Source organism: Labrys sp. KB_33_2 (genome assembly GCF_052114505.1).
GTDB lineage: Bacteria > Pseudomonadota > Alphaproteobacteria > Rhizobiales > Labraceae > Labrys.
The window spans coordinates 204,691-230,144 of record NZ_JBFREW010000012.1; the positions used below are offsets into that span (position 1 = coordinate 204,691).

The 25,454-nt window shown below is 64.7% G+C and carries 25 protein-coding genes and 1 other RNA gene; 15 read left to right on the forward strand and 11 right to left on the reverse strand.

All coding sequences use genetic code 11. From position 1 onward, the window contains the following. The first annotated feature begins 129 nt into the window (after positions 1–129). The 4 genes from AB4037_RS22125 to AB4037_RS22140 all read left to right on the forward strand — a co-directional run bounded on the left by AB4037_RS22125 (position 130) and on the right by AB4037_RS22140 (position 4,584). Complete coding sequence (locus AB4037_RS22125) at positions 130–1,902, forward strand: alkaline phosphatase (protein WP_434959227.1); 1,773 nt, start codon at positions 130–132, stop codon at positions 1,900–1,902. A 252-nt stretch (positions 1,903–2,154) separates the two neighbouring features. Beyond that, positions 2,155–2,616, forward strand: coding sequence for a hypothetical protein (locus AB4037_RS22130; protein WP_441772962.1), 462 nt, complete (start codon positions 2,155–2,157; stop codon positions 2,614–2,616). A gap of 4 nt (positions 2,617–2,620) precedes the next feature. Then, positions 2,621–3,310, forward strand: a complete 690-nt coding sequence (locus tag AB4037_RS22135) for an ABC transporter ATP-binding protein (protein WP_441772963.1) — start codon at positions 2,621–2,623, stop codon at positions 3,308–3,310. Continuing rightward, positions 3,307–4,584, forward strand: coding sequence for an ABC transporter permease (locus tag AB4037_RS22140; protein WP_441772964.1), 1,278 nt, complete (start codon positions 3,307–3,309; stop codon positions 4,582–4,584). The genes AB4037_RS22135 and AB4037_RS22140 overlap by 4 nt, the downstream gene beginning before the upstream one ends. A 165-nt stretch (positions 4,585–4,749) precedes the next feature. On the opposite strand, the gene AB4037_RS22145 is transcribed toward AB4037_RS22140, so the two are convergent. The 4 genes from AB4037_RS22145 to AB4037_RS22160 form a co-directional block, all read right to left on the reverse strand. Continuing rightward, on the reverse strand, positions 4,750–5,703 hold the full coding sequence (locus AB4037_RS22145; protein ID WP_441772965.1) for an acetyl-CoA carboxylase carboxyltransferase subunit alpha: 954 nt from the start codon (positions 5,701–5,703) through the stop codon (positions 4,750–4,752). A 136-nt stretch (positions 5,704–5,839) separates the two neighbouring features. Then, positions 5,840–6,628: an SDR family NAD(P)-dependent oxidoreductase gene (locus tag AB4037_RS22150; protein WP_434959222.1), complete on the reverse strand. Its 789-nt coding sequence runs from the start codon at positions 6,626–6,628 to the stop codon at positions 5,840–5,842. Continuing rightward, positions 6,625–7,113 (reverse strand): TerB family tellurite resistance protein, encoded by a 489-nt coding sequence (locus AB4037_RS22155; RefSeq protein ID WP_441772966.1) that lies wholly within the window; start codon positions 7,111–7,113, stop codon positions 6,625–6,627. The genes AB4037_RS22150 and AB4037_RS22155 overlap by 4 nt, the downstream gene beginning before the upstream one ends. Before the next feature lie 420 nt (positions 7,114–7,533). Beyond that, positions 7,534–8,595, reverse strand: coding sequence for a DUF4167 domain-containing protein (locus AB4037_RS22160; RefSeq protein ID WP_441772967.1), 1,062 nt, complete (start codon positions 8,593–8,595; stop codon positions 7,534–7,536). A 470-nt stretch (positions 8,596–9,065) separates the two neighbouring features. Here AB4037_RS22160 and ffs point away from each other — a divergent pair. From ffs to AB4037_RS22175, 3 genes are all read left to right on the forward strand, one after another. Continuing rightward, an RNA gene (gene ffs, locus AB4037_RS22165) (signal recognition particle sRNA small type) lies at positions 9,066–9,163 on the forward strand. A gap of 161 nt (positions 9,164–9,324) precedes the next feature. After that, positions 9,325–11,136, forward strand: coding sequence for a DNA polymerase III subunit gamma/tau (locus AB4037_RS22170; RefSeq protein WP_441772968.1), 1,812 nt, complete (start codon positions 9,325–9,327; stop codon positions 11,134–11,136). 20 nt (positions 11,137–11,156) lie between these two features. Then, positions 11,157–11,480, forward strand: a complete 324-nt coding sequence (locus tag AB4037_RS22175) for a YbaB/EbfC family nucleoid-associated protein (protein WP_149252613.1) — start codon at positions 11,157–11,159, stop codon at positions 11,478–11,480. A 33-nt stretch (positions 11,481–11,513) separates the two neighbouring features. On the opposite strand, the gene AB4037_RS22180 is transcribed toward AB4037_RS22175, so the two are convergent. From AB4037_RS22180 to AB4037_RS22195, 4 genes are read right to left on the reverse strand one after another with little or no spacing between them, the layout of a single operon-like run. Then, positions 11,514–11,831 carry a type II toxin-antitoxin system RelE/ParE family toxin gene (locus tag AB4037_RS22180; RefSeq protein WP_434959218.1) on the reverse strand — a complete coding sequence of 106 codons (318 nt, stop codon included), beginning with the start codon at positions 11,829–11,831 and terminating at the stop codon, positions 11,514–11,516. After that, a complete protein-coding gene (locus AB4037_RS22185) occupies positions 11,832–12,077 on the reverse strand; it encodes a type II toxin-antitoxin system ParD family antitoxin (protein ID WP_434959217.1) in 246 nt (81 codons plus the stop codon). A 42-nt stretch (positions 12,078–12,119) separates the two neighbouring features. Further along, positions 12,120–12,575 (reverse strand): carboxymuconolactone decarboxylase family protein, encoded by a 456-nt coding sequence (locus tag AB4037_RS22190; protein ID WP_434959216.1) that lies wholly within the window; start codon positions 12,573–12,575, stop codon positions 12,120–12,122. 1 nt (position 12,576) lies between these two features. Then, positions 12,577–13,005 (reverse strand): cupin domain-containing protein, encoded by a 429-nt coding sequence (locus AB4037_RS22195; protein WP_441772977.1) that lies wholly within the window; start codon positions 13,003–13,005, stop codon positions 12,577–12,579. 95 nt (positions 13,006–13,100) lie between these two features. Between AB4037_RS22195 and pdxR the strand changes: the two genes are divergently transcribed. The 4 genes from pdxR to AB4037_RS22215 all read left to right on the forward strand — a co-directional run bounded on the left by pdxR (position 13,101) and on the right by AB4037_RS22215 (position 19,866). Further along, entirely contained in the window at positions 13,101–14,513 is a 1,413-nt protein-coding gene (pdxR, locus tag AB4037_RS22200) for a MocR-like pyridoxine biosynthesis transcription factor PdxR (protein WP_434959215.1), read from the forward strand. Between the two features lie 289 nt (positions 14,514–14,802). Then, entirely contained in the window at positions 14,803–16,698 is a 1,896-nt protein-coding gene (locus AB4037_RS22205) for a sigma-54-dependent Fis family transcriptional regulator (RefSeq protein ID WP_441772969.1), read from the forward strand. Between the two features lie 163 nt (positions 16,699–16,861). Next, positions 16,862–17,935 (forward strand): 2,3-butanediol dehydrogenase, encoded by a 1,074-nt coding sequence (locus tag AB4037_RS22210; protein WP_441772970.1) that lies wholly within the window; start codon positions 16,862–16,864, stop codon positions 17,933–17,935. A 128-nt stretch (positions 17,936–18,063) separates the two neighbouring features. After that, positions 18,064–19,866, forward strand: coding sequence for an NAD(P)/FAD-dependent oxidoreductase (locus AB4037_RS22215; RefSeq protein WP_441772971.1), 1,803 nt, complete (start codon positions 18,064–18,066; stop codon positions 19,864–19,866). Positions 19,867–19,942: 76 nt separating this feature from the next. Here the strand turns inward: AB4037_RS22215 and AB4037_RS22220 are convergent, their stop codons facing one another. Then, positions 19,943–21,028: an HPP family protein gene (locus AB4037_RS22220; RefSeq protein WP_441772972.1), complete on the reverse strand. Its 1,086-nt coding sequence runs from the start codon at positions 21,026–21,028 to the stop codon at positions 19,943–19,945. Between the two features lie 271 nt (positions 21,029–21,299). Here AB4037_RS22220 and recR point away from each other — a divergent pair, with 271 nt between their 5' ends. From recR to AB4037_RS22240, 4 genes are all read left to right on the forward strand, one after another. Further along, positions 21,300–21,902: a recombination mediator RecR gene (recR, locus tag AB4037_RS22225; RefSeq protein WP_434959210.1), complete on the forward strand. Its 603-nt coding sequence runs from the start codon at positions 21,300–21,302 to the stop codon at positions 21,900–21,902. Between the two features lie 116 nt (positions 21,903–22,018). Then, entirely contained in the window at positions 22,019–22,321 is a 303-nt protein-coding gene (locus AB4037_RS22230) for a virulence factor (RefSeq protein ID WP_434959209.1), read from the forward strand. A 25-nt stretch (positions 22,322–22,346) separates the two neighbouring features. Next, the gene (locus AB4037_RS22235; protein WP_434959208.1) at positions 22,347–22,952 is read left to right on the forward strand and encodes a methylenetetrahydrofolate reductase C-terminal domain-containing protein; all 606 of its coding nucleotides are present in this window, start codon (positions 22,347–22,349) and stop codon (positions 22,950–22,952) included. Then, positions 22,949–24,001 carry a methylenetetrahydrofolate reductase gene (locus AB4037_RS22240; protein ID WP_434959207.1) on the forward strand — a complete coding sequence of 351 codons (1,053 nt, stop codon included), beginning with the start codon at positions 22,949–22,951 and terminating at the stop codon, positions 23,999–24,001. The genes AB4037_RS22235 and AB4037_RS22240 overlap by 4 nt, the downstream gene beginning before the upstream one ends. A 122-nt stretch (positions 24,002–24,123) precedes the next feature. Here AB4037_RS22240 and AB4037_RS22245 read toward each other — a convergent pair whose 3' ends face one another. Together AB4037_RS22245 and AB4037_RS22250 are read right to left on the reverse strand one after the other, a co-directional pair. Beyond that, complete coding sequence (locus tag AB4037_RS22245; RefSeq protein ID WP_441772973.1) at positions 24,124–24,507, reverse strand: VOC family protein; 384 nt, start codon at positions 24,505–24,507, stop codon at positions 24,124–24,126. 100 nt (positions 24,508–24,607) lie between these two features. After that, the gene (locus AB4037_RS22250) at positions 24,608–25,423 is read right to left on the reverse strand and encodes an inositol monophosphatase family protein (protein WP_434959205.1); all 816 of its coding nucleotides are present in this window, start codon (positions 25,421–25,423) and stop codon (positions 24,608–24,610) included. Positions 25,424–25,454: the final 31 nt, after the last annotated feature.

Genomic DNA, 25,454 nt, shown 5'->3' on the forward strand with positions numbered 1-25,454 from the left:
AGCGCGTTCAGGGGGAACGCGCCCTCTTCCAGTTCTTTGTTTCCACGCGTCTTTGTAACTCTCGGCACGCTCGCCAAACCGCAAGACGCTTCGGTGACAAAGTCTGTTCGCATCCGCGAAAGGATTGCCATGCGCACGCTCCTCGCCGCCCTTGCGGTCACCACCATGCTGATCGGTCCCAGCCAGGCCGCGGGCATCTATCCGCTCGACCGCGCCACCATCCTGGCCGGCTCGCCCTTCGACTTCAAGGCCGAGTTCGCCGGCACGGTGAAGCCGGAGGATGTACGCGTCACCGTCAACGGGCAGGACTACAAGGGTGTGTTCGGCAAGGACGTCGAGTTCGTCGCCTCCGAGAAGGGCAAGGACGACAAGGATCTAGGCTCGGCGGTACTGCTGCGCGGCCTGACCCTCGCGGTGCCGGGCAGCTACAAGATCGAGGTCTCGGCCGGCGGGCAGAGCCGCAGCGTGACCTGGGACGTCTTCGGCACCGCCGCCACGCCCAAGGCCAAAAATATCATCTTCCTGCTCGGCGACGGCCTGACGGTCGCCAACCGCACCGGCGCGCGCATCATGTCCAAGGGCATGACCGAGGGCAAGGCCAATGGCCGCCTCGCCATGGACGACCTCGACCACATGGCCTTCATCGGCACCTCGTCGACGGACGCCATCGCCACCGACAGTGCCAACACGATGTCGGCTTACATGACCGGGCACAAGACGGCTGTGAACGCTCTCGGCGTCTATGCCGACCGCACGCCCGCCAGCCTGGACGATCCGCGCGTCGAAACCATCGCCGAAGCGGTGCGCCGCACCTCGAAGAAGTCGATCGGTGTGGTCTCCACCGCCGAGATCGAGGACGCCACCCCGGCTGCCGTGGTTTCCCATACCCGCAAGCGCGCCGACAAGGCCGAGATCGTGGGCATGTTCTACGATGTGAAGCCGGACGTCATCCTGGGCGGCGGCTCGGCCTACTTCCTGCCCAAGTCGACCACCGGCTCCAAGCGCAAGGACGACAAGGACTACATCCAGCTCTTCAAGGACGCCGGCTATGCGCTGGCCACCGACAAGGACAGTCTCGCCGCGGCCTCCGGCACCAATACCGGCAAGATCCTCGGCCTGTTCCACACCGGCAACATGGACGTCGCGCTCGACCGTTTCCTCCTCAAGAAGGGCACGGTCGAGAAGTTCCCGAACCAGCCCGGCCTGGTCGACATGACCAAGGCGGCGCTCGACCAGCTTTCCAAGAATCCGGAAGGTTTCTTCCTGATGGTGGAAGGCGCCTCCATCGACAAGATGTCGCATGCGCAGGATGCCGAGCGCTCGCTCTATGAGACCATCGAGTTCGACAAGGCCGTCGGCATCGCCCGCGAATTCGCCAAGACCCATCCCGACACGTTGATCGTCGCCACCGGCGACCATACGCATTCCATGTCGGTGATCGGCACCGTCGACGACAGCAAGCCCGGCACCGACATGCGCGAAAAGGTCGGCATCTATGCCGACGCCGGCTTCACCAATTACGAAGACAAGGACGGCGACGGCTATCCCGACAAGATCGATCCCAGCAAGCGCCTGGCCGTCGTCTACGGAAACTATCCCGATCACTACGAGACCTTCAGCCCGAAGCTTGGTGGCCCCTATGAGCCCGCCATCCAGAACGAGAAGAAGGAATATGTCGCCAATCCGGCCTATAAGGACGTGCCCGGCGCGGTCTTCGTCCAGGGCAACATCCCGCGCAACAATGACAGCACCGCCCATGCCGTCGACGACATCGTGCTGCAGGCCACAGGCCCGGGCGCCGAGGGCTTCAAGGGCTATCTGGAAGAGAGCGATGTCTATCGCGTCCTGGCCGACGCCTTCGCACTCGGCGCTTCCAGCGCCCAGAAGGCCCAGATGCAATAAGGCTTTGCCCGGAAATAAACAGGTCGAATTGGCTCAACCTTTGTCATTGCCGGGCTTGACCCGGCAATCCAGCTCTCCTCCCGGCATTGAAGACGAGGCGGCTGGATGCCCGGGTCAAGCCCGGGCATGACAAAGGCAGCGTTTCAGTTGTTGCCGACAACGCCTAATGATCGGACGACGGCCTCGGGCGGTTGGCCGCCCGGAGGCGATGTTTCCTGGGAGCGCCGACCTCGGCCGGCGTAAGAGCTCACCATGACGTCAATCCCTTTCCTGCCCCGCCGCCACGTCCTCACTTTGCTCGGGCTGGCGCCGCTCCTTCTGGCGCAGCCGGCCCTGGCTACCTCGGCGGCAACGCTCGGCTTTCCCGAACTCTATGGCAAGATCAGCGTGCTGGGCCTGGAGTTCTCGGCCAAGGTCAGGGAGCTCGACGGCAAGGACGTGGTGATGAGCGGCTTCATGGCCCCGCCCCTCAAGGCGGAAGCCACCTTCTTCGTGCTCACCGAAATCCCGATGTCGATCTGCCCCTTCTGCTCCTCCGACTCGGACTGGCCCGACAACATCGTTGTTGTTTATCTCGACGAGAAGCAGACCTTCGTGCAGCCCGGCACCAGGATCGAAGTGTCGGGACGCCTGGAAATGGGGTCCTGGACCGATCCGGAAACCGGCTTTCTCAGCCGTCTGCGCCTGCGCGACGCGCGCTATTGGGCGGTCTGATCCGGTGCTGGCGCTCGATCTCGAAGACATCGCCGTCTCCTTTCCCGGCCTCGCCGCACCGGTGCTGCGCATCAGCAGGCTCGTCCTCGCGGCAGGCAGCCAGCTTGCCGTGACCGGCCCATCGGGCTCCGGCAAGAGCACCTTCGTCAACGTCGTCACCGGCCTCGAACGCGTCGGGCAGGGCCGGATACGCTGGGGCGATACCGACATCGCCAAGCTGCCGGAAGGTGCCAGGGACCGCTGGCGCGGCAGCACAATCGGCCTGGTCATGCAGGATTTTCATCTCTTTCCCGGCCTGTCGGCCCTGGAGAACGTGCTGTTGCCGCTGCGCCTGTCCGGGCGGGCCGGCAAGACCGTTATCGAGCGTGGCCGAACCCTGCTCGGACGGGTCGGCCTGCTGAGGCCGGATCAGGCGATCGACGGCATGTCCCGCGGCGAGATGCAACGTGTCGCCCTCGCCAGGGCCCTGCTGCGCCGGCCGGCCGTGCTGGTGGCCGACGAGCCGACCGCGAGCCTCGATGCCGAGAGCGGTGCCGCCGTGGGCGACCTCCTCATCGAGCTCGCCGGCGCGGAAGGCAGCACGCTCATCATCGTCTCGCACGACACCGCACTGACGGGCCGGCTGGCAAGGCGGCTCACGTTCGCTGCCGGCCATATCGTGTCCGACGAGCAGGTAAAGGCACAGGCCGCATGATCCGCTTCGTCCTCGCTGATCTGCGCCGGATCTGGCCGGGAGCGCTGGCCGTGGTGCTGCTGGTGGCTCTGGCGACCGCGCTCGGCGTCGGCGTGGTGCTGCAGGAACGGGCGATGCGCCTAGGCAGCGCCCGGGCCGCCGACAGGTTCGATCTGGTCGTCGGCGCCGCCGGCAGCGAGACCCAGCTCGTCCTCTCGTCCGTGTTCCTGCAACCCTCGCCCCTGCCGCTAATGCCGGCGGAAACCGTGCGCAAACTCAGCGCCGATCCCCGCGTTGCCTGGGCCGCGCCGATCGGCTTCGGCGATTCCTATCAGGGCCGGCCGATCGTCGGCACCACGACGGCCCTGGTGAACGCTCTATCGGATGGCCTGGCCGAAGGCCGCGCCTTCACTGCCGAGGGCGAGGCAGTGGTTGGCGCCGCAGCCGGGATTCCGCTCGGCACCCGCATCAAGCCCTCGCATGGCATGGCCGAGGAAGGGGGCCATGCCCATACCGAGCTCGCCTATACCGTGGTGGGGCGTCTCAAGCCGAGCCATACGCCCTGGGACAAGGCGGTCTTGGTGCCTGTTCAGGCCGTATGGCATCTGCATGGGCTCGGTCATGCCGAGGAAGCGGCTGATCACGATGCCCACCCCCAGCACGAGGAAACCAACCCTGAAGAAGCCGGGCATGAGGAGCATGAGCATAAAGGCGCGATCGATGCGACCGCGCCGCTCGACGAGAGCTTCGCCAATACCATCGCAGGCGTTCCAGCCCTGCTGGTCAAGCCCAAGACCATCGCCGACGCTTACAAGCTGCGCCAGGCCTATCGCGGCGAGGGCACACTCGCCGTCTTTCCGGCCGAAGTGCTGACGCGGCTCTATGCCACGCTCGGCGATGCCCGCACCGTGCTGGTGGCGGTGGCGGCCGGTGCCCAGCTCCTGGTCGCGGCTGCCCTGATCTTCGTGACGGTGATCCATGTCGGCCAGCGCCGGCGCCAGATCGGAGCGCTCCGAGCCCTCGGCACGCCGCGCCATATCGTTCTCGCCATCGTGTGGTCCGAGCTTTTCGTCCTGCTGGCGCTTGGCATCGGGGCTGGCTTCGCGCTCGGCTATCTCGGAGCCCTCGCGATATCGGGCTGGGTGACGAGCTGGAGCGGCATGATCCTGCCGGTGGCGTTCACGCGGGGTGATCTCGGCCTTGCCGCCCTGCTGGCAGGCTTCGCCGCCATCCTCGGCCTCGCACCCGCTTTGCTCGCCTACCGGCAATCGCCTGCAGCAGCCTTGCGAGGGTGAGGTAAGGTTTGCAGAGCACGCCGGCTGGGACCGCGGACGTCTCTTCCGCCTTCTGGAAACACCGGAGCCTAACGGATAGCGAAAGCGGACGAGACGTCCGCGGTCCCAGTCGCGGCGTTTCCCATGCGAACTTGGCAAGGTTCGCGTCCGCCCCAAGCACCAGCCTTACAGGCTGCGGCCGATCATCAGATATTTGTCCTGGCGCGCCCGGATCAGGGCTTCGCGGGACTGGTTGAACAAATCGCGCATCGAATTCTGGATGAAATCGCCCGCGGTCTCGATTGCCTTCTCGGGCAGGCGATGCGCACCGCCGGTCGGCTCGGGAATGATGGCGTCGATCACGCCGAATTTGAGCAGGTCCTGCGCCGTGATCTTCATGTTGTTGGCGGCATCCTGCGCCTTGCTGGCCTCGCGCCAGAGGATGGAGGCCGCGCCTTCCGGCGAGATCACCGAATAGATGGAATGCTCCAGCATCAGGACCCGGCTCGCCGCCGCCACCGCGATGGCGCCACCCGAGCCGCCTTCGCCGATCACCACGGCGACGCTCGGCGAACCCAGCCCCAGGCAGGCATCGGTCGAGCGGGCGATCGCCTCGGCCTGGCCGCGCTCCTCGGCATCGATTCCCGGATAGGCGCCGGCCGTATCCACAAAGGAAATCACCGGCAACTCGAAGCGATCGGCCAGTTCCATCAGGCGCACGGCCTTGCGATAGCCTTCCGGCCGCGCCATGCCGAAATTATGCCGGATACGGCTTTCGGTATCGGAGCCCTTCTCATGACCGAGGATGCAGACGGCCTCGCCACGGAAGCGCCCGAAGCCGCCGATGATGGCTTCGTCGTCGCCGAACTTGCGGTCGCCGGAAAGCGGCGTGAAATCCTCGATCAGGGCGGCGATATAGTCATTGGCATGCGGACGCTCGGGGTGGCGAGCCACCAGGGTCTTCTGCCAGGGCGTGAGCTGGGCGTAGAGATCCCGCAGCGCCTGGTTCGCCTTGGCCTCGAGCCGCTGGATCTCGTCCCCGATCGCCACCGCGTCACCCGACTCCGCCATCGCGCGCAGTTCCTCGACTTTGGCCTCGAGTTCGGCCACGGGTTTTTCAAAATCGAGATAGCTGCGCATGGGTGTCCAAATGACGACGAAAGGAGCCGGAAACTGGCGTCTCACGCCAGGGAAGTCAAGGAAGCGTTTCGTATATCTCCCCTTCGCACAGACCGTTCACCACTTCATGACGAAAGGGGCGGTCCGGCGAATGGTGCTATTTCTGTCGTCTCTGGCGTTGGGCGCGGGCGAGAACCGGAAGCACCATCCGCGTCGGCAGGACCGACAGGATGGCAACCATCAGCCTGGGGATCATACCCGGCACCACCACGGTACGACGTCCGAAATAGCCCGCAAGGCCGATATGGGCAACATCCTTTGCCGAAAGCGGGCGCGTGACGGCGATGACGCCGGACTTGCCGAAGCCCGCCCGGGCGCCGAACCCGGTCGGCACCGGGCCGGGGCAGAGGGCGCAGACCCTGATGCCGCTCTCACGCTCCTCGAAGGCCAGCGCCCGCGTCAACGACAGCACGAAGGCCTTGCTGGCATAGTAGACGGCAAGGCCCGGCCCCGGCGTGAAACCTGCGACCGAGGCGACATTGAGCACGCCGCCCTCGTTTTCTCGGATCTCGGGCAGGAAGGCGAGCGTCAGCGCCAGGAGCGCCCGGCAATTGAGGTCGACCATGCCGACCTGGCCTGATACCGGCAGATCCGCCATATCGCCCGCCAGGCCGAAGCCGGCATTGTTGACGAGATGCCGTACGCTGAGGTCCTGTTCCCGCAGCACGGTTCTGACGGCCTCGGCCGCATCGGCACGTTCGAGATCCAGCGCCGCGACCGCCACGAAGCGCCCCGTGGCGGCAGCGATCTCGCTCTGGACGCGCAGCAATTGGCCGTGTGTCCGGGCGATCAGCAGGAGATCCTCGCCCTGCTCGGCCAGGGCATGAGCCAATGCTTCGCCTATGCCGCTCGAGGCTCCCGTGACCAGCGCGACCGGACGGCTCACTCGCTGGCTTCCGGCAGGAGCACGTTGTTCTGGGCGGCCACCTTGCTGCGGATCGTGGTGCGCGCCGGCCCCGGCACGTCGAGGGCTTCGGCAACACGCCAGACGAGATTATCCTCGAATTCGTGCAGGAGGCCGTCGGCGAACACGATCTCCCACATCATCTCGATGATGCGCTGACGGCCCTCGATATTGTAGGCGCGCTTCACCACGCCGGTGAAATCATTGAAATCGAGGGCATCGCGATTGCGCTCTCCTGCTGCCGCCAGCAGAGCGCGGGTCTCGTCCTCGTCAAGCGAAAAGCGCTCCTGCAGCAGCGCGGTCACGCGCGCCTTCTCGGCCGGGCTCTCGACCCCGTCCACATTCATGGCATGGACGAGCAGCCCCGCGGCCGCGACGCGATGATCCGTCTCGTCGAAGACATAGCGCGGCCTGGCCGGCTCGCCCAGCGCGAAACCGCGTATCAGCTTTTGCAAGCGAGCCAACATTGCAACATCCCGACTCAGAACCAAAACCTCGGAGAAGGCGTGTTCACGCGTGAATGCGCCTTGCTCCAACTCTCCGTGTTCCAGCCAATCCAGGTGATTGGCTAAGGCGTCTTTGCGGTTCTTGGCGATTCCGTCAAACGGCAAAGACCGTTTCCTGCGCGGGCTCCAACCACACCCGGCCGGCATTACCTAAAGCAAGGCGCGGTTTCTCCGAAGCGCACTTTGCTCTAACTCCATGTTCCGACGCTTCTTTGCGATTCTGGGTGATTCCGTCAAATCGCAAAACGCTGTAGCAGGCGACAAATAGAACTTGAATTCAATATGCGGAGCCCCTCCGCAAGTTCAACCCATCGGCAATTAAAAAAGCCGGCGGTCCCGCAGGACCGCCGGCTGTTCATGTAAAGCCGATTTGCTTAGCGCCTATTCGCTGGCCGTTTCCGCGCTCGCCTCGGCTGCTTCACCTGCGGCGGCAGCCTTCTTCGAGACCCGGCGCTTGCGCGGACGTGGAGTAGCCGCGGCCTCTGCTTCCACCGGAGCGGCAGTCGGCGCTGCTTCTACCGGTGCCGCGGGAGCGGGGGCTGGTGCCGGAGCAACTGGAGCCACCGCCGGCGTGCCGGTGATGAAGGAGGGCAAGGTGGAAAGGGCGTGATCGTCATGCAGATCCGGTTGGGGCTGATCGACCGGCACCACAGGCGCCGGCTGGAACGTGCCGCGCTCGCCCTGCCCACGCTCGTTGAACAGCGGCCCATCACTGGTATTGGCGCGATCCCGGAAGGGACGATCGCCACGATCGCCGAAACGGCGGTCACGCCGGCCATGACGCTGATTGAAGCGCGGTTCGCCGCCGCTTTCGCCTTCGGCAACCGGGCCATTGGCCTGTCCGTCGAACGGACGATCACGGTGACGGTCCTCCCGATAAGGCCGATCTTCGCGAGGCTGCCGGTCTTCGCGCGGCTGCCTGTCCTCGCGAGGCTGGCGTTCCTCGCGCGGGCTGCGTTCGCCATTGAAGCGGTCATTGCGGTCACGGAAACGGTTTTCACGCTCGCGATAAGGCTGGCCGCCTTCGCCACGCTCACCGTAATTGCGGTCGCGTCCCGGCTGCACCAGCCGCGGCTGCTCGTCGAATCCCTGCGGTGCGCCAAACTGATTCGCCGGCGAGCCGAAGCCTTGCGGCATCGAGGGGATCGGCCCCTCGAAATCGGAATCGTCACCCTCTTCCTCATCCTCGGCACCATGGCCGAAATTCTGGTCGCTGGTGAACTGGGGCTGCGCCGCCGCGATGATGCGGAAATAGTGCTCGGCGTGCTGCAGATAGGATTCGGCCAGGATCGGGTCGCCGGAGGATTGGGCATCGCGCGCCAGCTGAACATATTTTTCAGCGATGTGGGCGGCGGTTCCACGAACCTTCACGTCCGGGCCGTTCGACTCATAGCTCCGGCTCAGCGGGTTCGGACCCTTGCCGCCGCGTGAACGACCACGCATACGCTTTTGCTGTCCCTGCCTCATAGATTGATCTCATTCTCCGCTATAAACTTGCGCAACCCCGCGAGGCGACGGCGAACCTTCGTCATGGCCATTGCATCACATTGGTCAATGCACGGGTCAGGAAAACCATGGTTCCGCCTGCGTCGGGCGCAGCAGCACACTCCGGCAGATCGCCACCTCGGCTCTTGGTACCGGAATAGGCATTTTCACCGTTGGGGCGAACGAGCGCTTCGCTCGATGTTCGACTAAAAGTGCATCTGCACTAGAGCCGGCTCGTACTATCGACGCCAGCCCCGAACGATTTGTGTATCTCTAGATAGTCGCTCGCGCAGCAAAGTCCAAGCCCTTTTTTAAAAGGCCCCGGCGCTTTGTGCAGGAAATATGCAGCTCAATCGAGATTTCGCGGCATATGAGGTTTTTTGGCACCTCGGCTTGTCATTCGCGCGCCGATGGCCCATATACGCGGCGGGAGGTTGGCGGTGGACGCAACACTCGCCAACCGGGTCAGATCCGGAAGGAAGCAGCCCCAACGAGACCGATGCGGGTCTTCGTCCAACCTCCTACCTCATGGAACGGCGGATCGCAGATGCCCCAGGCAGATTGCGATGGATCGGACCGTGGATCCGATCCATCGCAATCTGCTGGAGTCCAGATGCTTGCAGAATTGACCTGCTTCATTCAGGGATGGAGCAGGTCAATTCTGCTTCGAGGGATTCGGGGGAATTGATGGAAGACGCGAACACGACGCCGCCCGATAACCAGCCCTACCGCGTTCTCGCCCGCAAATACCGCCCGCAGACCTTCGACGACCTGATCGGCCAGGACGCGATGGTGCGTACCCTTTCCAACGCCTTCGAGACGGGCCGCATCCACCAGGCCTATATGCTCACCGGCGTTCGCGGTGTCGGCAAGACCACGACGGCGCGCATCCTGGCACGCGGGCTCAACTACGAGCCGCCGGAAGGCGGCGGCAAGCCGACCATCAACATGCCAGGCCTCGGCCGGCACTGCCAAGCCATCATCGACAGCCGCCACATCGACGTCATGGAACTCGACGCCGCGTCGCATAACGGCATCGAGAATATCCGCGAGATCACCGACGGCGTGCGCTATGCCCCGGTCTCGGCGCGCTTCAAGGTCCTCATCATGGACGAAGTCCATATGGTGACCACCCAGGCCTTCAACGCCTTGCTGAAGACGCTGGAAGAGCCGCCGCCGCATGTGAAATTCATCTTCGCCACCACCGAGATCCGCAAGGTCCCGATCACCATCCTGTCACGCTGCCAGCGCTTCGACCTGCGCCGTGTCGACAGTGGCCTGCTCGCACGCCATCTCGGCATGATCTGCGAGAAGGAAAACGTCTCGATCGACGCGGCAGCGCTGGCGATGATCGCGCGAGCCGCGGAGGGCTCGGTCCGCGATTCCCTTTCCCTCCTCGATCAGGCCATCGCCCATTCCGGGTCAGGAAGTCTTGGTGGCGGCACGATCGACGGCGAGAGCGTGCGCGCCATGCTCGGCCTCGCCGACCGTTCGCGCGTGATCGACCTGTTCGAGGCCGTGATGCGTGGCGACGCCGCCTCCGCCCTCGATGAACTGCGTGCCCAATACGACCAGGGTGCCGATCCGGCGGTGGTGCTGTCGGAACTGGCCGAATTCACCCATTTCGTCACGCGCGTGAAGATCTCGCCTGCCGCGGCCAACGATCCTTCGGCCACCGAGATCGAGAAGGTGCGCGGCTCCGAGCTTGCCCAGACGCTTTCGATCAAGGCGCTGACGCGCCAGTGGCAGATGCTGCTCAAGGGTATTCCCGAGACCCAGACCGCCGCCAAGCCGCTCGCTGCCGCCGATATGGTGCTGGCGCGCCTGTGCTATGCGGCCGATCTTCCCTCGCCCGACGACCTCATCCGCCAGCTCAGCGAGAATGGCGGCTCCCTACCGGCACGCGGACCTGCCGCACCGCCGCCTGGGCCCCCACCTGCCACCCCGCGGGCCCAGTTGATCACCGCCGCTACCCAGGCGCAGTTCCAGCCGCAGCCCCAGCATACCCCGATGCCGGGACCGGCCTCGGCCGCACAGCCGAGCCGCGCGCTCGCCAGCTTTGCCGAGATCGTCAGCCTCGCCATGGAAAAGCGCGACCTGCCGCTGAAGCTGGCTCTGGAGCGCTTCGTGCGCCTGGTCGCCTTTGCCGATGGCCGCCTCGACATCGCCCTCGAACCAGGTTCGCCCCAAGGCCTGGTCAATGACCTCTCGCGCAAATTGTCGGACTGGACCAGCAAGCGCTGGCTGGTGGTGCTGTCCTCGGAAAAGGGCGAGGCGACCCTGCGCGAGCTGGCCGAGGCCCGGCAGGCCGCCGTGCTCTCGGGGATCAGGGCCGATCCCTTCGTGCGCGCCGTGATGGAACGCTTTCCCGGCGCCGAGATCGTCGACATCCGGGACAACGCCCCGGTCGAGACGCAATCCCTGCCGCCAGCGCCCGATGATGGCGGCGATCCCGATGATGCCGACGAGGCAGCATCCTATTCGGCCGACGATATTTGATTGGATTTGGAGAAATTCCCATGAAAGACGTGATGGGCATGATGAAGCAGGTGCAGGCCATGCAGGCCAAGATGCAGACCCTGCAGGCCGAGTTGGAACAGGCCGAGGTCGAAGGCGTGGCCGGCGGCGGCCTCGTCAAGGTACGCCTCACCGCCAAGGGCGAGATGAAGGGTGTCGACATCGACGCATCGCTCTTGAAGGCTGACGAAAAAGAGATCGTCGAGGACCTCGTCCTCGCCGCCCATAACGACGCACGTGGCAAGGCCGACCGCCTGACGCAGGAAAAGATGGGCTCGATCACGGCCGGCCTGCCCCTGCCGCCCGGCATGAAGCTGCCGTTCTGAGGCGAGTACGGTCGCCGCTATCGTGCCGTCGCATTACGGCGCGCCGCCTCCCTTGTCGAAAAGCGCCTCGATATCACGGTGGCCTTCGATGATGTTGACGATCTCCAGGCGATCGCCGTGGTAGCGTAGAAAGATCACGTAGCCCCGGAAAACGAAGCTTCGCAGATCGGGGCGTAATTCGGGTCGAGCCCGGCCAAGGATACCAGGCAAGCTCGCAAGCTTGCGGCACTGCTGCCGCAAGTGCTCGCTGAACCGGCGCCCTAGCGCCAGACTTCCGCTCTCACGGCTAATATAGGCTTGGATTGCAATCAAATCCCTGGCGGCAGCGTGTGTATAGACCAGCCGCCTCACTCAATGCCCTTCGGCTGCCAGTTGAGTGGCCGCGGTGTCGAGAGCCTTACCGATCTCATCATCGGAAAGATCGCCTCCCTCATCGACGGAGGCATTCACCATGTCGCGGAGCGCTTGCAGCTTGGCTTCACGCTCCTCGACGAGACGGAGTCCTTCTCGGACCACTTCGCTGGCTGAGCCATAGCGGCCTTCCCGAACGATCGCACTGACGAACTCTTCCCACCGCGAGCCGAGTGATACGTTCATGGCGGTTCTCCTTTGCCGCCATGATAACATATTTGGCGCAATTTATGCTATCGCCTTCAGTGCGGCCGGCGTGTTGCGGAAGCTGATCGCCAGGCGGTTATAGGTATTCATCAGGCCGATCGCGATGGTGAGGTCAGCCACCTCCTTCTCTGAAAACACCGCCCGCACAGCCTCGAATTCGGCTTCGGGCACGGCGGTCTCGGCGACCCTGGTCACTGTCTCCGCCCAGCGCAGCGCTGCCTTCTCCTGTTGGCTGAACAAGTCGCCGGCCTCGTGCCAGACCGGCACCAGCACCAACTTCTCCTGGGGCAAGCCGTCCTTGGTGAGGTCGCGCGAATGCATGTCGATGCAATAGGCGCAGCCATTGATCAGCGAGATCCTGAGATAGACCAGGTTGACCAGCATCCTGGGCAGGCTCTGGCTGACATAGCCATAGACACCGCCGAGGGCTTTCATGCCGGCGGGAGCGGCGGCGTTGTAGTCGAGGCGCGGGGCCATTTCATTTCTCCTGTTCATAGACGGTAAGGTTGCGGTCGCCGGAATCGGCGACGAAGACGGCAAGCAATGAAGCGGGCCTCGTCTTGCTGGCGTTCTCGCTAATCTGGTGGTGGGCGCCCGGCTCTTCGAACCAGCCCTCGCCGGCGCGATAGACCTTGACCGGGCCACCATTCACCTGGCTGCGGATCGAGCCCGACAACACATAGGCCCAGACGAAAGCCGATTTGGAATGGGTGTGCGAGGGCGACTTGCCGCCGGGGGCGTAGCGCACGAGAACGCTGGTCATGGTCTTGCCGGGCACATTGGGCAGCGCCTGCTCGAACACCGGCGCCGCGCTGGCCCCACCAGCCTTCGATTGCGGCGAATGGGCCACGGCTGGGGTGGCTGCAAGGGCAATGGCCATACCGAGCAAAAGGGCTCTGGAAATCATCATCTTGGTTCCTGTCTTGCGATGACCGCAACATGGTCCACCTTCGGCTCACAAAAAAGCACCAAGAATTGCATCAAATATTGTACCATCCTGGCATGAGCGCCCCCTTCCGGATCAGTATCGATCGCACCGCCCAGGCTCCGCTGGCCGTTCAGATCCATCGGGGCATCGCTGCCGCCATCCGCGACGGGCGGCTGGCCAACGGCGCAAGGTTGCCATCCTGGCGCGATCTGGCGGCGCAGCTCGGCGTCGCCCGTGGCACCGTGCGCGTAGCCTATGAAAAGCTTGCCGACGAACAGTTGATCGCCGGCATGGGAGCCGCCGGTACGCGGGTGATCCACGAGGGAGCTCTGCCGAAAACAACGGCACGCCTGCCGGTAGCCACGCCCCTGCCTACCCTGTTTCCCGATTTCGAGCGCCCGCCCGCCACCTTCCAGATGGGCGTACCGGCGCAGGACGCCTTTCCCTTTTCGCTGTGGTCGCGCATCATGGCGCGCAGCGCCCGCGCTGCTGCCGCGGCGCCGGTGAGCTATCCCGATCCGCGCGGCCATATCGAGCTCCGGCGCGAGATCGCCGCCTATCTCGCCTTGGCCCGCGGCATCCAATGCGAGCCGGACCAGGTCCTGGTGACGTCGGGCTATTCCGGCGCCCTCGGCCTCATCCTGCGCGCCCTCGGGCTCGACGGCCGCAAGGCCTGGCTCGAGGATCCCGCCTTCGTCCTGACCCGCGTCGCCCTCGAGCAGGCCCGGGTGACGATCACGCCGGTTCCGGTCGACCCGGACGGCATCGATGTCGCTGCCGGTCTCAGGCTCGCGCCGGATGCCGCCTTTGCGGTGGTCACCCCGGGCCAGCAGGCGCCTCTCGGCCTCACTTTGTCGCTCGAACGGCGCCTTGCCTTGCTCGATTGGGCCCAGGCCCGCCAGGCCTGGATCATCGAGGATGACTATCTCAGCGAATTGCAGCTCAGGGGGCGGGCCGCACCTGCCCTTGCCTCGCTCGACCGGCGGGGGCGGGTTCTGCATGCCGGCACCTTCAGCAAGACCATCACCCCAGCACTGCGCCTGGGCTTCCTGGTCGTCCCGCCACAACTGGCGGCCCGTTTCGGTGACGTGGCCGCCGCCCTCGCGCCGGCGTCAGCGGTCTCGATCCAGCGAGCCGTGGCGAGCTTCCTGGCGGAGGGGCATTATCTACGGCATCTGCGCCGGATGAAACGCCTCTACGCCGCCCGGCGCGACGCTCTCGCCTCCTGCCTTACCACGCGCATCGGCTCGGGTATGAAGATACATGCCAATGGAGGTCTCGCCGTCCTGCTCGACCTGCCCGATACGATCGACGATGTTGCCGTCTCCCGTCAGGCCCTGCCCTTCGGGATCGCGCCCGTGCCGCTCTCACCCTGGTACAGCGGTGCGCGGCGAGCCGGACTGCTGCTGGGCGTCACCAATGTCGACCCCAGGCGTATCGCCAGTGACTGCGACCGCCTGCTGGCCCTGGTCGCAGCCCATGGCTGAGCAGCCGATGCGCCAAGACGGTTTACATTCGCGGGCACTAGTGCACACTGGAGCATCCGCGCCTTGGAGGCTGCGGGGTAGAATTTGATCGAGCTGGCGCTTTCCACGCGAGATCCAAGCAAGACGACGTGGTTTCTGATCCGGACGGATCAAGAAATACATTTCCTGGAGCAAAGTGCGATCCTCCGAACCGCACATTGCTCCAACTCTTTGTTTCGCCGCATCTTTGCGATTTGAAGTGATCCGGTGAAATCGCAAAATGCTCTAGGGAGGCTGGCTGCACCTTCTCATGGCTTCGCATGTCGATCATATCCGCGAGATCGAAAGCGTCGGCCTGGGCGCGGCAACCATCCGCGACGTCACGGTGGTGCAGAGCTGGCTGCGCTGCATCAACAAGCACCGATTGGATCCGGCCCAGGCCTGCGAGGCCTATATCGTGCCGGATACCCAATTGCGCGAGCATCGCCAGCAATCGGAAGAACTGATCGCGATCGCCCGCTCGGGCCTTGAAAACCTGTTCCGCCAGGTGGCGGGGCAGAACTACGTGCTGCTGCTCTCGGACAGGGCCGGCGTGACCGTGGATTTCTACGGTGACCCGCTGTTCAACAACAATCTGCGCAAGGCCGGCCTTTATCTGGGCTCGGAATGGTCGGAATCGCGGGCCGGCACCTGCGCCGTCGGCGCCTGTATCGAGGCCGGCGAGGCCCTGACCATCCATCAGACCGACCATTTCGACAATACCCACACGCCCCTCTCCTGCACCGCTGCCCCGATCTACGATATCCAGGGCGGCCTCTCGGCGGTGCTCGACATTTCCCTGCTCAGCTCGCCGATCAAGAAGGCCAGCCAGAACCTGGCGCTGCATCTCGTCTCGGCCACGGTGCGGCGGATCGAGCTCGCCAACCTGATGGCGCAATCGAGCCGTGAATGGGTGCTGCGCTTCTCGCGTTCCCCGGAATTTCTCGATGTCGACCCCGAAGCCGGCATTGCCATCGACGGCTCCGGCCGCATCATCGGCATGACCAATGGTGGCGCCAAGGTCCTGGCGCGTTCAGGCAATCTCGATTGGCGCGATCCGCAGGCCCTGATCGGCCAGCCCCTGTCGCGCTTCTTCGACATGGACATCGACGACCTGCCCGACCTGACGCGCCAGCATCGCCCGCAGGATCGTCTGGTCTTCGCACGGGACGGCAACGCCCTGTTTGCCCATGCCATCGAACCCGATATCGCCGTGCGTTCGCCGGCAGGGACGCGCCACGACATTCCCGCCTCGCTGCGCAATCTCAGCGGCGGCGACGGCCAGCTCGCCGCCTTGCAGGCCAAGGTCGCCAAGCTCGCCCCCAGGCCGGTCTCGATCCTCATCCAGGGCGAAACCGGCACGGGCAAGGAATACCTGGCCCGCGCCATCCATGAGGCAAGCGGCCGGACCGGCAAGTTCGTAGCCGTGAACTGCGCGGCTATCCCCGAACCGCTGATCGAAAGCGAATTGTTCGGCCATCTGCCGGGGGCCTTCACCGGCGCGGCGCCAAGGGGGCGGATCGGGCTGATCGAGGAGGCCAATGGCGGCACGCTCTTCCTCGACGAGATCGGCGACATGCCGCTGGCGCTCCAGAGCCGGTTCCTGCGGGTCTTGTCGGAGCGGGAGCTGACGCCAGTGGGCGCTTCGCGGTCCAAGCCGCTGGACATCCGGGTGGTCTCCGCCTCCAACCGGCCACTCGAGGCGCTCGCCAGGGATGGCGGCTTTCGCGAGGATCTGCTCTACCGGCTCAATGCCGCGACGCTCGTGGTGCCGGCCTTGCGCGAGCGATCCGACTTCGTCTGGCTGCTCGACAAGATCCTTGCCAAGCATCGCGTGAACGGCGAGGCGCTGGCGGTCGCGCCGGCAGCTCTGCTCGCGCTCAAGGCCCATCATTGGCCCGGCAACATCCGCGAGCTCGACAATATCGTCTCGGTCGCTGCCGTCTTGTGCCAGAACGGCGTCATCGAATTGTGCGACCTGCCCGAAGCCCTGCTGAGGCGGGCGCTGCCGCCGAGAACCGAGGAGCCGCACACGCAAAGGTCGGCTCTCGAAGCCGTGCTCGCCAGCTGCAACTGGAACGTGTCGCAGGCAGCACGCAACCTGGGCGTCGATCGTTCCACAGTGCATCGCCAGATGAAACGCCACGGCCTGAGTCAACGCAACTGACCTGTTGCAGCACCCCCGCCACAGGTGTGGCATCTGTTGCGCGCCATGCAACGGTTGCCTACGCCCAAGAGGGCTGAAACCGCCCCAGGCCACGGCGTCCCGCCGATTGGCACGGCGATTGCTCTTCCTGCCCAACAACATGCAACACGGGAGGAAGACAAGGATGAAGGCCCTGCGATTTCACGCCGCCAAGGATCTGCGGCTCGAAGAATTGCCCAAGCCGGACCAACCGGCACCGGGACAGGTTCTGATCCGCAATCGCTTCGTCGGCATCTGCGGCACGGATCTGCACGAATACGCCTATGGCCCCATCTTCATCCCGGTCGAACCGCATCCCTTCAGCGGAACCAGCGGCCCGCAGATCCTCGGCCATGAATTCGGCGGGGTGGTCGAGGCGGTCGGCGAGGGGGTCGAAGCGGTGAAGCCGGGCGATCGGGTCTCGGTGCAGCCGTTGATCATGCCGCGTTCGGGCGATTATTTCGCCGATCGCGGCCTCTTCCACCTCAGCCCCCAGCTCGCGCTGGCCGGATTGAGCTGGGTTTCGGGCGGCATGGCCGATTATGCCCTGCTCAACGACTACAATGTGCAGAAGATCCCCGATACGCTCAGCGACGAGGAAGCGGCCCTGGTCGAGCCGAGCGCGGTGGCCGTCTATGCCTGCGACCGCGGTGGCGTCACCGCCGGTTCGAGCGTGCTGGTGACGGGCGCCGGCCCGATCGGCCTGCTCACGCTGCTGGCGGCCCGCGCTGCCGGTGCAGCCCAGCTCTTCGTCTCCGACATCAACGACAAGCGCCTCGCCTTCGCCAAGGCGGCCCTGCCCGATCTCATCACCATCAACCCCAAGCACGACAATCCCGGCGAGGTCGTGCGTGCGCTCAGCGAGGGACAGGTCGGCTGCGACGTGGCGATCGAATGCGTGGGCAACGAGCACGCCCTCAAGGCCTGCCTCGACGCCGTGCGCAAACATGGCGTGGTGGTCCAGACCGGCCTGCATCCGCACGAGAATCCGCTCGACTGGTTCCAGGTCACCTTCAAGGATGTCGATATTCGCGGTTCCTGGGCCTATCCCACCCATTACTGGCCGCGCGTCATCCGCCTGATCAGTTCCGGCCTGCTGCCGGCGAACAAGGTCGTGACCCGCAAGATCACGCTCGACAAGGCCGTCGCCGATGGTTTCGACGCCCTGCTCGATCCGGCCGGCGAACAGCTCAAGATCCTGATCGACCTGGCTCGATAACGCCGGATCGCGACAAGTCTGGTTCGAAAACCAAGCCCGATTCGAAAATAAGGAGTTGGAGCAAGCAAGCGTTCGTTCTCTGTCCGAAGCAATAGTCTCGAACAACAAGATAAAACGGAGGAAATTCCATGCTCGATCAAAGTCCGCAGGCCAGGGTGGATATGGTCCTGGCCAAGCTCGAACAGGCGCTCGCCAGCGGCGACATCGAGGCTGCAGTCAACCTGTTCCAGGAAGATTGCTATTGGCGCGACCTGGTGACCTTCACCTGGAACCTGCGCACCCTGGAAGGGCGCGAGGCCATCGGCGAGATGCTCGAGGCGCAGTTGGCCGCCATTAAGCCGGGCCATTTCCGCCAGGACGCCAACGAAGCCGCCAGCGATGGCAATGGCGTGACCGAGGGCTGGTTCGAGTTCGAGACGCAGGCGGCGCGCGGCTATGGTCATATCCGCCTGAAAAATGGCCTGATCTGGACCCTGCTCACCACCATGAGCGAATTGAAGGGCCATGAGGAACCCAAGGGCTTCCGCCGTCCGATGGGCGCCGAGCATGGCAGCGATCCGACGCGCAAGACCTGGAAGGAAAAGCGCGAATCCGAGGCCTCGGAACTCGGCTTCAGCGAGCAGCCCTATGTCGTCATCATCGGCGGCGGCCAGGGCGGCATCGCACTCGGCGCCCGGCTGCGGCAGCTCGGCGTGCCGACCATCATCATCGAGAAGAACGAGCGTCCCGGCGACAGCTGGCGCAAGCGCTACAAGTCGCTCTGCCTGCACGACCCGGTTTGGTACGACCACTTGCCCTACATCCCCTTCCCCGACAATTGGCCGGTTTTCGCGCCCAAGGACAAGATCGGCGACTGGCTGGAGATGTACACCAAGGTGATGGAGCTGAACTATTGGAGCTCCACCACCTGCAAATCCGCAAGCTTCGACGAAACAACCAAGGAATGGACCGTGATCGTCGAGCGGGACGGCCGCGAGATCACGCTGAAGCCCAAGCAGTTGGTGCTGGCCACCGGCATGTCGGGCAAGGCCAACATACCGAAGATCAAGGGCCAGGATATCTTCAAGGGCGAGCAGCAGCATTCCTCCCGCCACCCCGGCCCGGACGCCTATCGCGGCAAGAAAGTGGTGGTGGTCGGCTCCAACAACTCGGCCCACGACATCTGCGCGGCCCTGTGGGTGGGCGGCGCCGACGTCACCATGCTGCAGCGCTCCTCCACCCATATCGTGAAATCGGACTCGCTGATGGAGATCGGGCTCGGCGACCTCTATTCGGAGCGCGCAGTGGCCGCCGGCATGACCACCCGCAAGGCCGATCTGATCTTCGCCTCGCTGCCCTATCGCATCCTGCACGAGTTCCAGGTGCCGGTGTACGACAAGATCCGCGAGAAGGATGCCGAGTTCTACAAGAGGCTGGAGAAGGCCGGCTTCATGCTCGATTTCGGCGACGACGATTCCGGCCTGTTCATGAAATATCTGCGCCGGGGCTCAGGCTACTACATCGATGTGGGCGCCTGCGACCTGGTGGCGGATGGCCGGATCAAATTGGTCAGCGGCGTCGGCATCCGCGAATTGAGCGAAGGCGGCGTGGTGTTGGAGGATGGCCGCGAACTGCCGGCCGATCTCATCGTCTATGCCACCGGCTATGGCTCGATGAATGGCTGGGCTGCCGATCTGATTTCGAAGGAAGTGGCCGACAAGGTCGGCAAGTGCTGGGGACTGGGCTCTGCCACCACCAAGGACCCCGGACCCTGGGAAGGTGAGCAGCGCAATATGTGGAAGCCCACGCAGCAGGAAGCTCTATGGTTCCACGGCGGCAATTTGCACCAGTCCCGCCATTACTCGCTCTACCTGTCCCTGCAGCTCAAGGCTCGCAAGGAGGCGATCCCGACACCGGTCTACAAGATCCAGGAACGGCATCATCTGTCCTGAGACGGTATCGTACTGTCACGATAAGTGATGGAACATCAGGGGCGGCCACAAGCCGCCCCCTTTTTTCATAGGGCCTCTACTGTCCCCATCCCTCGCGGGCCGACAGGCTCGACAGAGCGGCCAGCAGATCGGTCTGGGTGACGAGCCCGGCAATGTGCTTGTCGTCGTCGACGATGACCACGGCATGGGCAGTGCCGTCGGTGAGGGCGGGAACGAGTCCGAGCGCGGGGGCTCCCGGCGTGGAGAGAGTGGGCAGGGTCATGACGTCCCCTACCTGCTTCACCGGGCCGGCAAGGTCGCGCAGGCCCACCGTTCCGACCACGCGGTCGTGGAAGTCGATCACCGGCAGGGTGCGGACATTATGCTCCAGCAGGAGCTTGATCGCCGTCTCGGCGCTGGCTTCGGGCTCGATGGTGACGATGTCGCGCGACATGATGTCGGCGCAGGTGAGATCGGCATGGGAGCGCGACAGCGCCCGCTGTTCGACCCGCCGCAGCAGGCGGTCGATATCCTGCCGGTCGATGTCGAAAGTCTCGCCGAGATCGGTCAGCGCCCCCTCGATATCCTCGTCGCCAAAGCCGACGCGCAGAGAGGGTACGGGGTCGCTGGTACCATGCGTGCTGACCGGGACGGAAGCCGGCACGTGCGGATAAGGGTGGCGGGAGAAGCGGTGGAACAGCCAGCCTAGCGCCACCAGCAACGCCGAGTTGAGGCAAACAGGCACCAGGGCAAAGCCGAAGCCGGCGGCGGCCACTGCGGGGCCCCCGATCACTGCCGTCAGGGCAGCGGCCCCGCCGGGCGGATGCAGGCAGCGCGTCAGCGACATCACCGCGATGGCAAGACCAACCGCCAGACCGATGGCCAGCATCGGCTCATGCACGAACTGGGTGACTGTGATTCCGCACAGTGCCGAGAGCGTATTGCCGCCGATGATCGACCAGGGCTGGGCCAGCGGACTGGCCGGCACGGCAAAAAGCAGCACGGCCGAAGCGCCGACAGGTGCCACGATGAAAGGAAGATGCGGATCGCGGCCAAAGACGAGTGTGCAGACCAGGCCGGTCAAGCCGATGCCCACGATGGCGCCCAGGCTGGCGAACAGCCGGTCGCGCAAGGTGGCCCCGGCCAGGATCGGGGAGAACAGCTTGAAGGGAAGAAGCGCCATGGACCCACCCGGCAGACAAAGAGGGCGATTCCGCCCACCGCGATATATCGCGAAGCGATAGGTGCTTAAAGCTTAGGCAGTCGGCATTCAAGGTACGAAAGGACGCAGCGCCCCTGGGAGCGCGGACATCCTGCCCGCATCTTGGAAACATGGTGCTTGCAGGATGATAAGAGGCGGACAGGATGTCCGCGCTCCCAGGAAGCCATGTACAAAACGACCACTCCCGCACTCTCCCCTCGCGCCTCAGCCGCAAATCACCTATCTGAGCTTCATGGCATCCGTTACCGGCCCTGAAATCGAACGCCTGATCCAGTTGCTCGCCCGCCTGCCCGGGCTCGGGCCGCGTTCGGCACGCCGGGCCGCGCTGACGCTGATCAAGAAGCGCGAGCAGTTGATGGTACCGCTGGCATCGGCTCTGCAAATCGCCTGCGAGCGCGTGGTGGTCTGCTCGAACTGTGGCAATATCGACACCTCCGACCCCTGTACTTTGTGCAGCGATCCCCGGCGGGAGAACACGCTGCTGGTGGTGGTCGAGGATGTCGCCGATCTCTGGGCCCTGGAGCGGGCCGGTGTCGTCAATGCCCGATACCATGTGCTCGGCGGCACGCTTTCGCCGCTCGACGGCATAGGTCCTGAGGACCTCACCATCGACAGGCTGGTCGCGCGCGTCACTGAGGATGGGGTTTCCGAGGTAATTCTCGCCCTCAACGCCACGGTCGACGGCCAGACTACCGCCCATTACGTCACCGATCTTCTGGCACCCACGGGCGTCAAGGTGACGAAACTGGCGCATGGCGTGCCGGTTGGAGGCGAGCTTGACTATCTCGACGAGGGCACCTTGGCCGCCGCGATCCGCAGCCGGACGCCGTTTTGAGGTAGGAGCGCGGACATCTCAGCGACATGCTTGCATGCCGCGGTGTCCGCTCTTTTCTTACCAGAAATGCAATGTTTCCAAGAGCGGACAGGATGTCCGCGCTCCAAGGAGCCACCATGCCCCAGCTCATCATCACCTATTGGCGCGACATTCCCACCATGGTGGTGGCCAAGCAGGGCCGCACCAGCGCCAAGCGCGAACTGGGCTCTCGCTTCGGCGAGGCCGTCGACATGGCGGCGATGCGTGGCGGCGCCGCCGGCACCGACGATTATCTCTCCGAATTCCATCGCAGCCCCCCGATCGAGTGCGGCGACGACCTCGAAGCGGAAGTTTCGGCGGCGGCGGCCAAGATCGAGGCGGAATACGACAAGGAACGGTTGGCGGCTCTTGCCAAGAATGGCGGCAGGGAAATTTCCTGATCCGTTCAATGCGAGCTCACGAGCCATGCGCACGCCCGCTGCCTTCGAAGCCACCGGAAAGCCACCGCGCGACGCGAAGAAATTCGCCCTGCGCTTCTGGGCCATCCGCCATTCCGCCGCGATGGAGCGGGTCTATGACGGTGTCGAGTGGACGCTGGTCAAGCTCTCGCCTCTGTTCACGGCGATCGGCTGGGAGAGGCTGGAAAAGCCGGTGGCCAAGGTCGAGAAGCTGGTCAAGTCGACCCTGTTCGACTGCAAGATGTGCGGCCAATGCGCGCTGTCCTCCACCGGCATGTCCTGCCCGATGAATTGCCCCAAGGGCCTGCGCAATGGCCCCTGCGGCGGCGTGCGGGCCAATGGCAATTGCGAGGTTTATGCCGACATGCCCTGCGTCTGGGTCAAGGCCTATGAGGGCTCGCGCAACATGGCTGCTGGCAGTGCGATCGAGGCGCCGCAGGGGCCGGTCGATCACCGCCTGAAAGGGCAGTCCTCCTGGCTTTCCGTCGCTCGCGAGAAGTCGGGCTACAATGCCAGGATCGCGGCCGAGAAGGCAGCAGCGGCGGCCGCCGCCAAGGCCAAGGCAGCAGCAGCCAAATCCAATGCAACCGCGGCCAGCGGAGGCAAGCCATGAGCATCGATAACAGGCTGCCGCATCCCGACGATTTCGGGCCTCACCCGGCAGCCCCCCTGCCCGAATTGCCGGGCCACACCTCGCGCGGGCGTCTCGAACGCGTGCTGCGCCGCGGAGAGTTTGCCGTCACGGCCGAGCTCAACCCGCCCGATTCGGCCAATCCCGACGACGTGCTCGAACGGGTGAAGCCGTTCGAGGGCTGGGTCGACGCCGTCAACGCCACCGACGGCTCCGGCGCCAATTGCCACATGTCCTCGGTGGCGATCTGCGCCCTGCTCACCCGTGTCGGCTATTCGCCGGTGTTCCAGATCTCCTGCCGCGACTACAACCGCATCGCCATCCAGGGCAATGTACTGGGCGCCGCCGCGCTCGGCGTATGCAATGTGCTGTGCCTGTCCGGCGACGGCGTGCAGAGCGGCGACCATCCCGAGGCCAAGCCGGTCTTCGACCTCGATTCGACAGCCCTGCTTTCCACCATCCGCACCATGCGCGACGAGCAGCGCTTCCTGTCGGGGCGCAAGATCACCACGCCACCCGCCATGTTCCTGGGCGCCGCCGCCAATCCCTTCGTGCCACCCTATGATTTCCGCCCGATCAACCTGGCCAAAAAGATCCAGGCCGGGGCGCAATTCATCCAGACCCAATATTGCTTCGACGTGCCGCTGCTCGAGCGTTTCATGGCCCGCATCCGCGACATGGGCCTGCACGAGAAATGCTTCATCATGGTCGGCGTCGGCCCGCTCGCCTCCGCCCGCACCGCCAAATGGATGCGCTCCAACGTGCCCGGCGTGCATGTGCCCGACGAGGTGATCAAGCGCCTGGAAGGCGCGCAGGATCAGAAGGAGGAAGGCAAGCGGCTGTGCATCGACATCATCCAGCAGGTCCGCGAGATCAAGGGCGTCGCCGGCGTGCATGTGATGGCCTATCGGCAGGAAGAATATGTCGCCGAGATCGTGCATGAATCCGGCGTGCTGGCCGGCCGCACGCCCTGGCGCCGCGACATGGCCCCGAGCCCGATGCCGCATGAGGAGATGGTGGGGGCGCAGTAGCACCATTTCAGATTGTACGGGCATCCCGTGACATGCTGGCATGTCACGATGCCCGTTCCTGGAAGCTCAGCGCTTGCAGAAAGGAAGAACGGGCAGGATGCCCGTGCACCCGGGAGACGCTGTTACCCCGCCGCCGCGAACACCCGCAGCCGGTGGCCGTCTGGATCGAGCACCACGAAGGTACGGCCGAAATCGAGATCGACGGGCTTTTGCAATACGCGCACATCGCGCGTTTCGATCCATTTGTCATAGGTCGCATCGACGGCGGCAGCATCCACGGCCTCGAAACCGATCTCGACACCGCCGGCCGGGGCGCTGGGCGCGGGTTCGGCCGTATGCTTGGACCACAGACCCAGCATCAGGCCGGTCGGCAGCGCGAACATGGCGAAGGTGACCTGCTCCTCGACGGGCTCGAGGCCCAGCAATTCACGATAGAAGGCAGCGCTGCGCCGCGGGCTGTCGACCATCAGCAGGGCAAAACTGGCTTTCAAGGCGGGATCGGGCATCGTCATGTTCCTCGGTTGCGATGAGGAAAGACTAGCGCCTCGCCCTGCCAGTTTTTGTCAGGAGCATAGAAAAAGCGGACGGGACGTCCGCCTCTTCCCGTCACGCCGCCACAGCCTCGGCCTGCCCCACCAGTCGCATCAGGCCTTCCCAGGCCCCCGGAGCCGCGCCGATCACCCGGCCGCCGCGGGCGAGGTCACTATGGGCAAGGAAATTCTCGACCTTGCCGCCCGCCTCGCTGATCAGGCACAGGCCCGCCAGGCAGTCCCAGGCGTTCATATGCGGCTCGTAATAGCCCACCAGACGACCCGCGGCGACATAGGCCAGCATCAGCGCGCCCGAACCGTTGCGGATGAACATGCCGCCCTCGTGCAGGAGGGCATTGAGGAAGCCGGTGATGATCTCGGGCGCCACGCGGTGATTGGCACCCACCCCGAGCACGCCGTCGACCAGGCTTCTCTTGTCGGAAAGCCGCAGGGTGGTGCCGTTCAGGCTGGCACCCTGGCCGAGGGCGGCGGCATAGAGCTCGTCGCGTACGGGCGCATAGATCACCCCGACAACCGTTTCACTGCCGTGGATGACCGCGACCGAGACGCACCAGGACGGCAGGCCGAAGACGAAGGGGCTGGTGCCGTCGACCGGGTCCATCACCCAGCAATAACCTGAGGTGCCTTCGCTCAAGCCATATTCCTCCCCAAGCAGGCTGTCGTCCGGGAAAACCGCATGGATGCGCTCGCGCAGCAGCCTTTCGCTGGCCTTGTCCGCAGCGGAGACGACATCCTGCGCATTGGCCTTGGTCTCGACCGCCAGCGTATCGCGATCGTTGAAGAAGGACAGCGCCAGGAGACCTGCCTCCCGGATGACGTCCCGGGCAAGATCGAGGCGGGCGGCGATGTCGGCGGTGGCAGGCGATGTCATGGGCAATCCGGTATCAACATTCGAAAATAGG

Excerpts from the sequence above, each read along its gene's own strand:
- AB4037_RS22125 (WP_434959227.1), top strand. The coding sequence starts at position 130 with ATGCGCACGCTCCTCGCCGCCCTTGCGGTCACCACCATGCTGATCGGT.
- AB4037_RS22130 (WP_441772962.1), top strand. The coding sequence starts at position 2,155 with ATGACGTCAATCCCTTTCCTGCCCCGCCGCCACGTCCTCACTTTGCTC.
- AB4037_RS22140 (WP_441772964.1), top strand. The coding sequence starts at position 3,307 with ATGATCCGCTTCGTCCTCGCTGATCTGCGCCGGATCTGGCCGGGAGCG.
- AB4037_RS22145 (WP_441772965.1), bottom strand. The coding sequence starts at position 5,703 with ATGCGCAGCTATCTCGATTTTGAAAAACCCGTGGCCGAACTCGAGGCC.
- AB4037_RS22155 (WP_441772966.1), bottom strand. The coding sequence starts at position 7,113 with ATGTTGGCTCGCTTGCAAAAGCTGATACGCGGTTTCGCGCTGGGCGAG.
- AB4037_RS22160 (WP_441772967.1), bottom strand. The coding sequence starts at position 8,595 with ATGCGTGGTCGTTCACGCGGCGGCAAGGGTCCGAACCCGCTGAGCCGG.
- AB4037_RS22170 (WP_441772968.1), top strand. The coding sequence starts at position 9,325 with ATGGAAGACGCGAACACGACGCCGCCCGATAACCAGCCCTACCGCGTT.
- AB4037_RS22175 (WP_149252613.1), top strand. The coding sequence starts at position 11,157 with ATGAAAGACGTGATGGGCATGATGAAGCAGGTGCAGGCCATGCAGGCC.
- AB4037_RS22185 (WP_434959217.1), bottom strand. The coding sequence starts at position 12,077 with ATGAACGTATCACTCGGCTCGCGGTGGGAAGAGTTCGTCAGTGCGATC.
- AB4037_RS22190 (WP_434959216.1), bottom strand. The coding sequence starts at position 12,575 with ATGGCCCCGCGCCTCGACTACAACGCCGCCGCTCCCGCCGGCATGAAA.
- AB4037_RS22195 (WP_441772977.1), bottom strand. The coding sequence starts at position 13,005 with ATGATTTCCAGAGCCCTTTTGCTCGGTATGGCCATTGCCCTTGCAGCC.
- pdxR (WP_434959215.1), top strand. The coding sequence starts at position 13,101 with ATGAGCGCCCCCTTCCGGATCAGTATCGATCGCACCGCCCAGGCTCCG.
- AB4037_RS22205 (WP_441772969.1), top strand. The coding sequence starts at position 14,803 with ATGGCTTCGCATGTCGATCATATCCGCGAGATCGAAAGCGTCGGCCTG.
- AB4037_RS22210 (WP_441772970.1), top strand. The coding sequence starts at position 16,862 with ATGAAGGCCCTGCGATTTCACGCCGCCAAGGATCTGCGGCTCGAAGAA.
- AB4037_RS22215 (WP_441772971.1), top strand. The coding sequence starts at position 18,064 with ATGCTCGATCAAAGTCCGCAGGCCAGGGTGGATATGGTCCTGGCCAAG.
- AB4037_RS22220 (WP_441772972.1), bottom strand. The coding sequence starts at position 21,028 with ATGGCGCTTCTTCCCTTCAAGCTGTTCTCCCCGATCCTGGCCGGGGCC.
- recR (WP_434959210.1), top strand. The coding sequence starts at position 21,300 with ATGGCATCCGTTACCGGCCCTGAAATCGAACGCCTGATCCAGTTGCTC.
- AB4037_RS22230 (WP_434959209.1), top strand. The coding sequence starts at position 22,019 with ATGCCCCAGCTCATCATCACCTATTGGCGCGACATTCCCACCATGGTG.
- AB4037_RS22235 (WP_434959208.1), top strand. The coding sequence starts at position 22,347 with ATGCGCACGCCCGCTGCCTTCGAAGCCACCGGAAAGCCACCGCGCGAC.
- AB4037_RS22240 (WP_434959207.1), top strand. The coding sequence starts at position 22,949 with ATGAGCATCGATAACAGGCTGCCGCATCCCGACGATTTCGGGCCTCAC.
- AB4037_RS22245 (WP_441772973.1), bottom strand. The coding sequence starts at position 24,507 with ATGCCCGATCCCGCCTTGAAAGCCAGTTTTGCCCTGCTGATGGTCGAC.
- AB4037_RS22250 (WP_434959205.1), bottom strand. The coding sequence starts at position 25,423 with ATGACATCGCCTGCCACCGCCGACATCGCCGCCCGCCTCGATCTTGCC.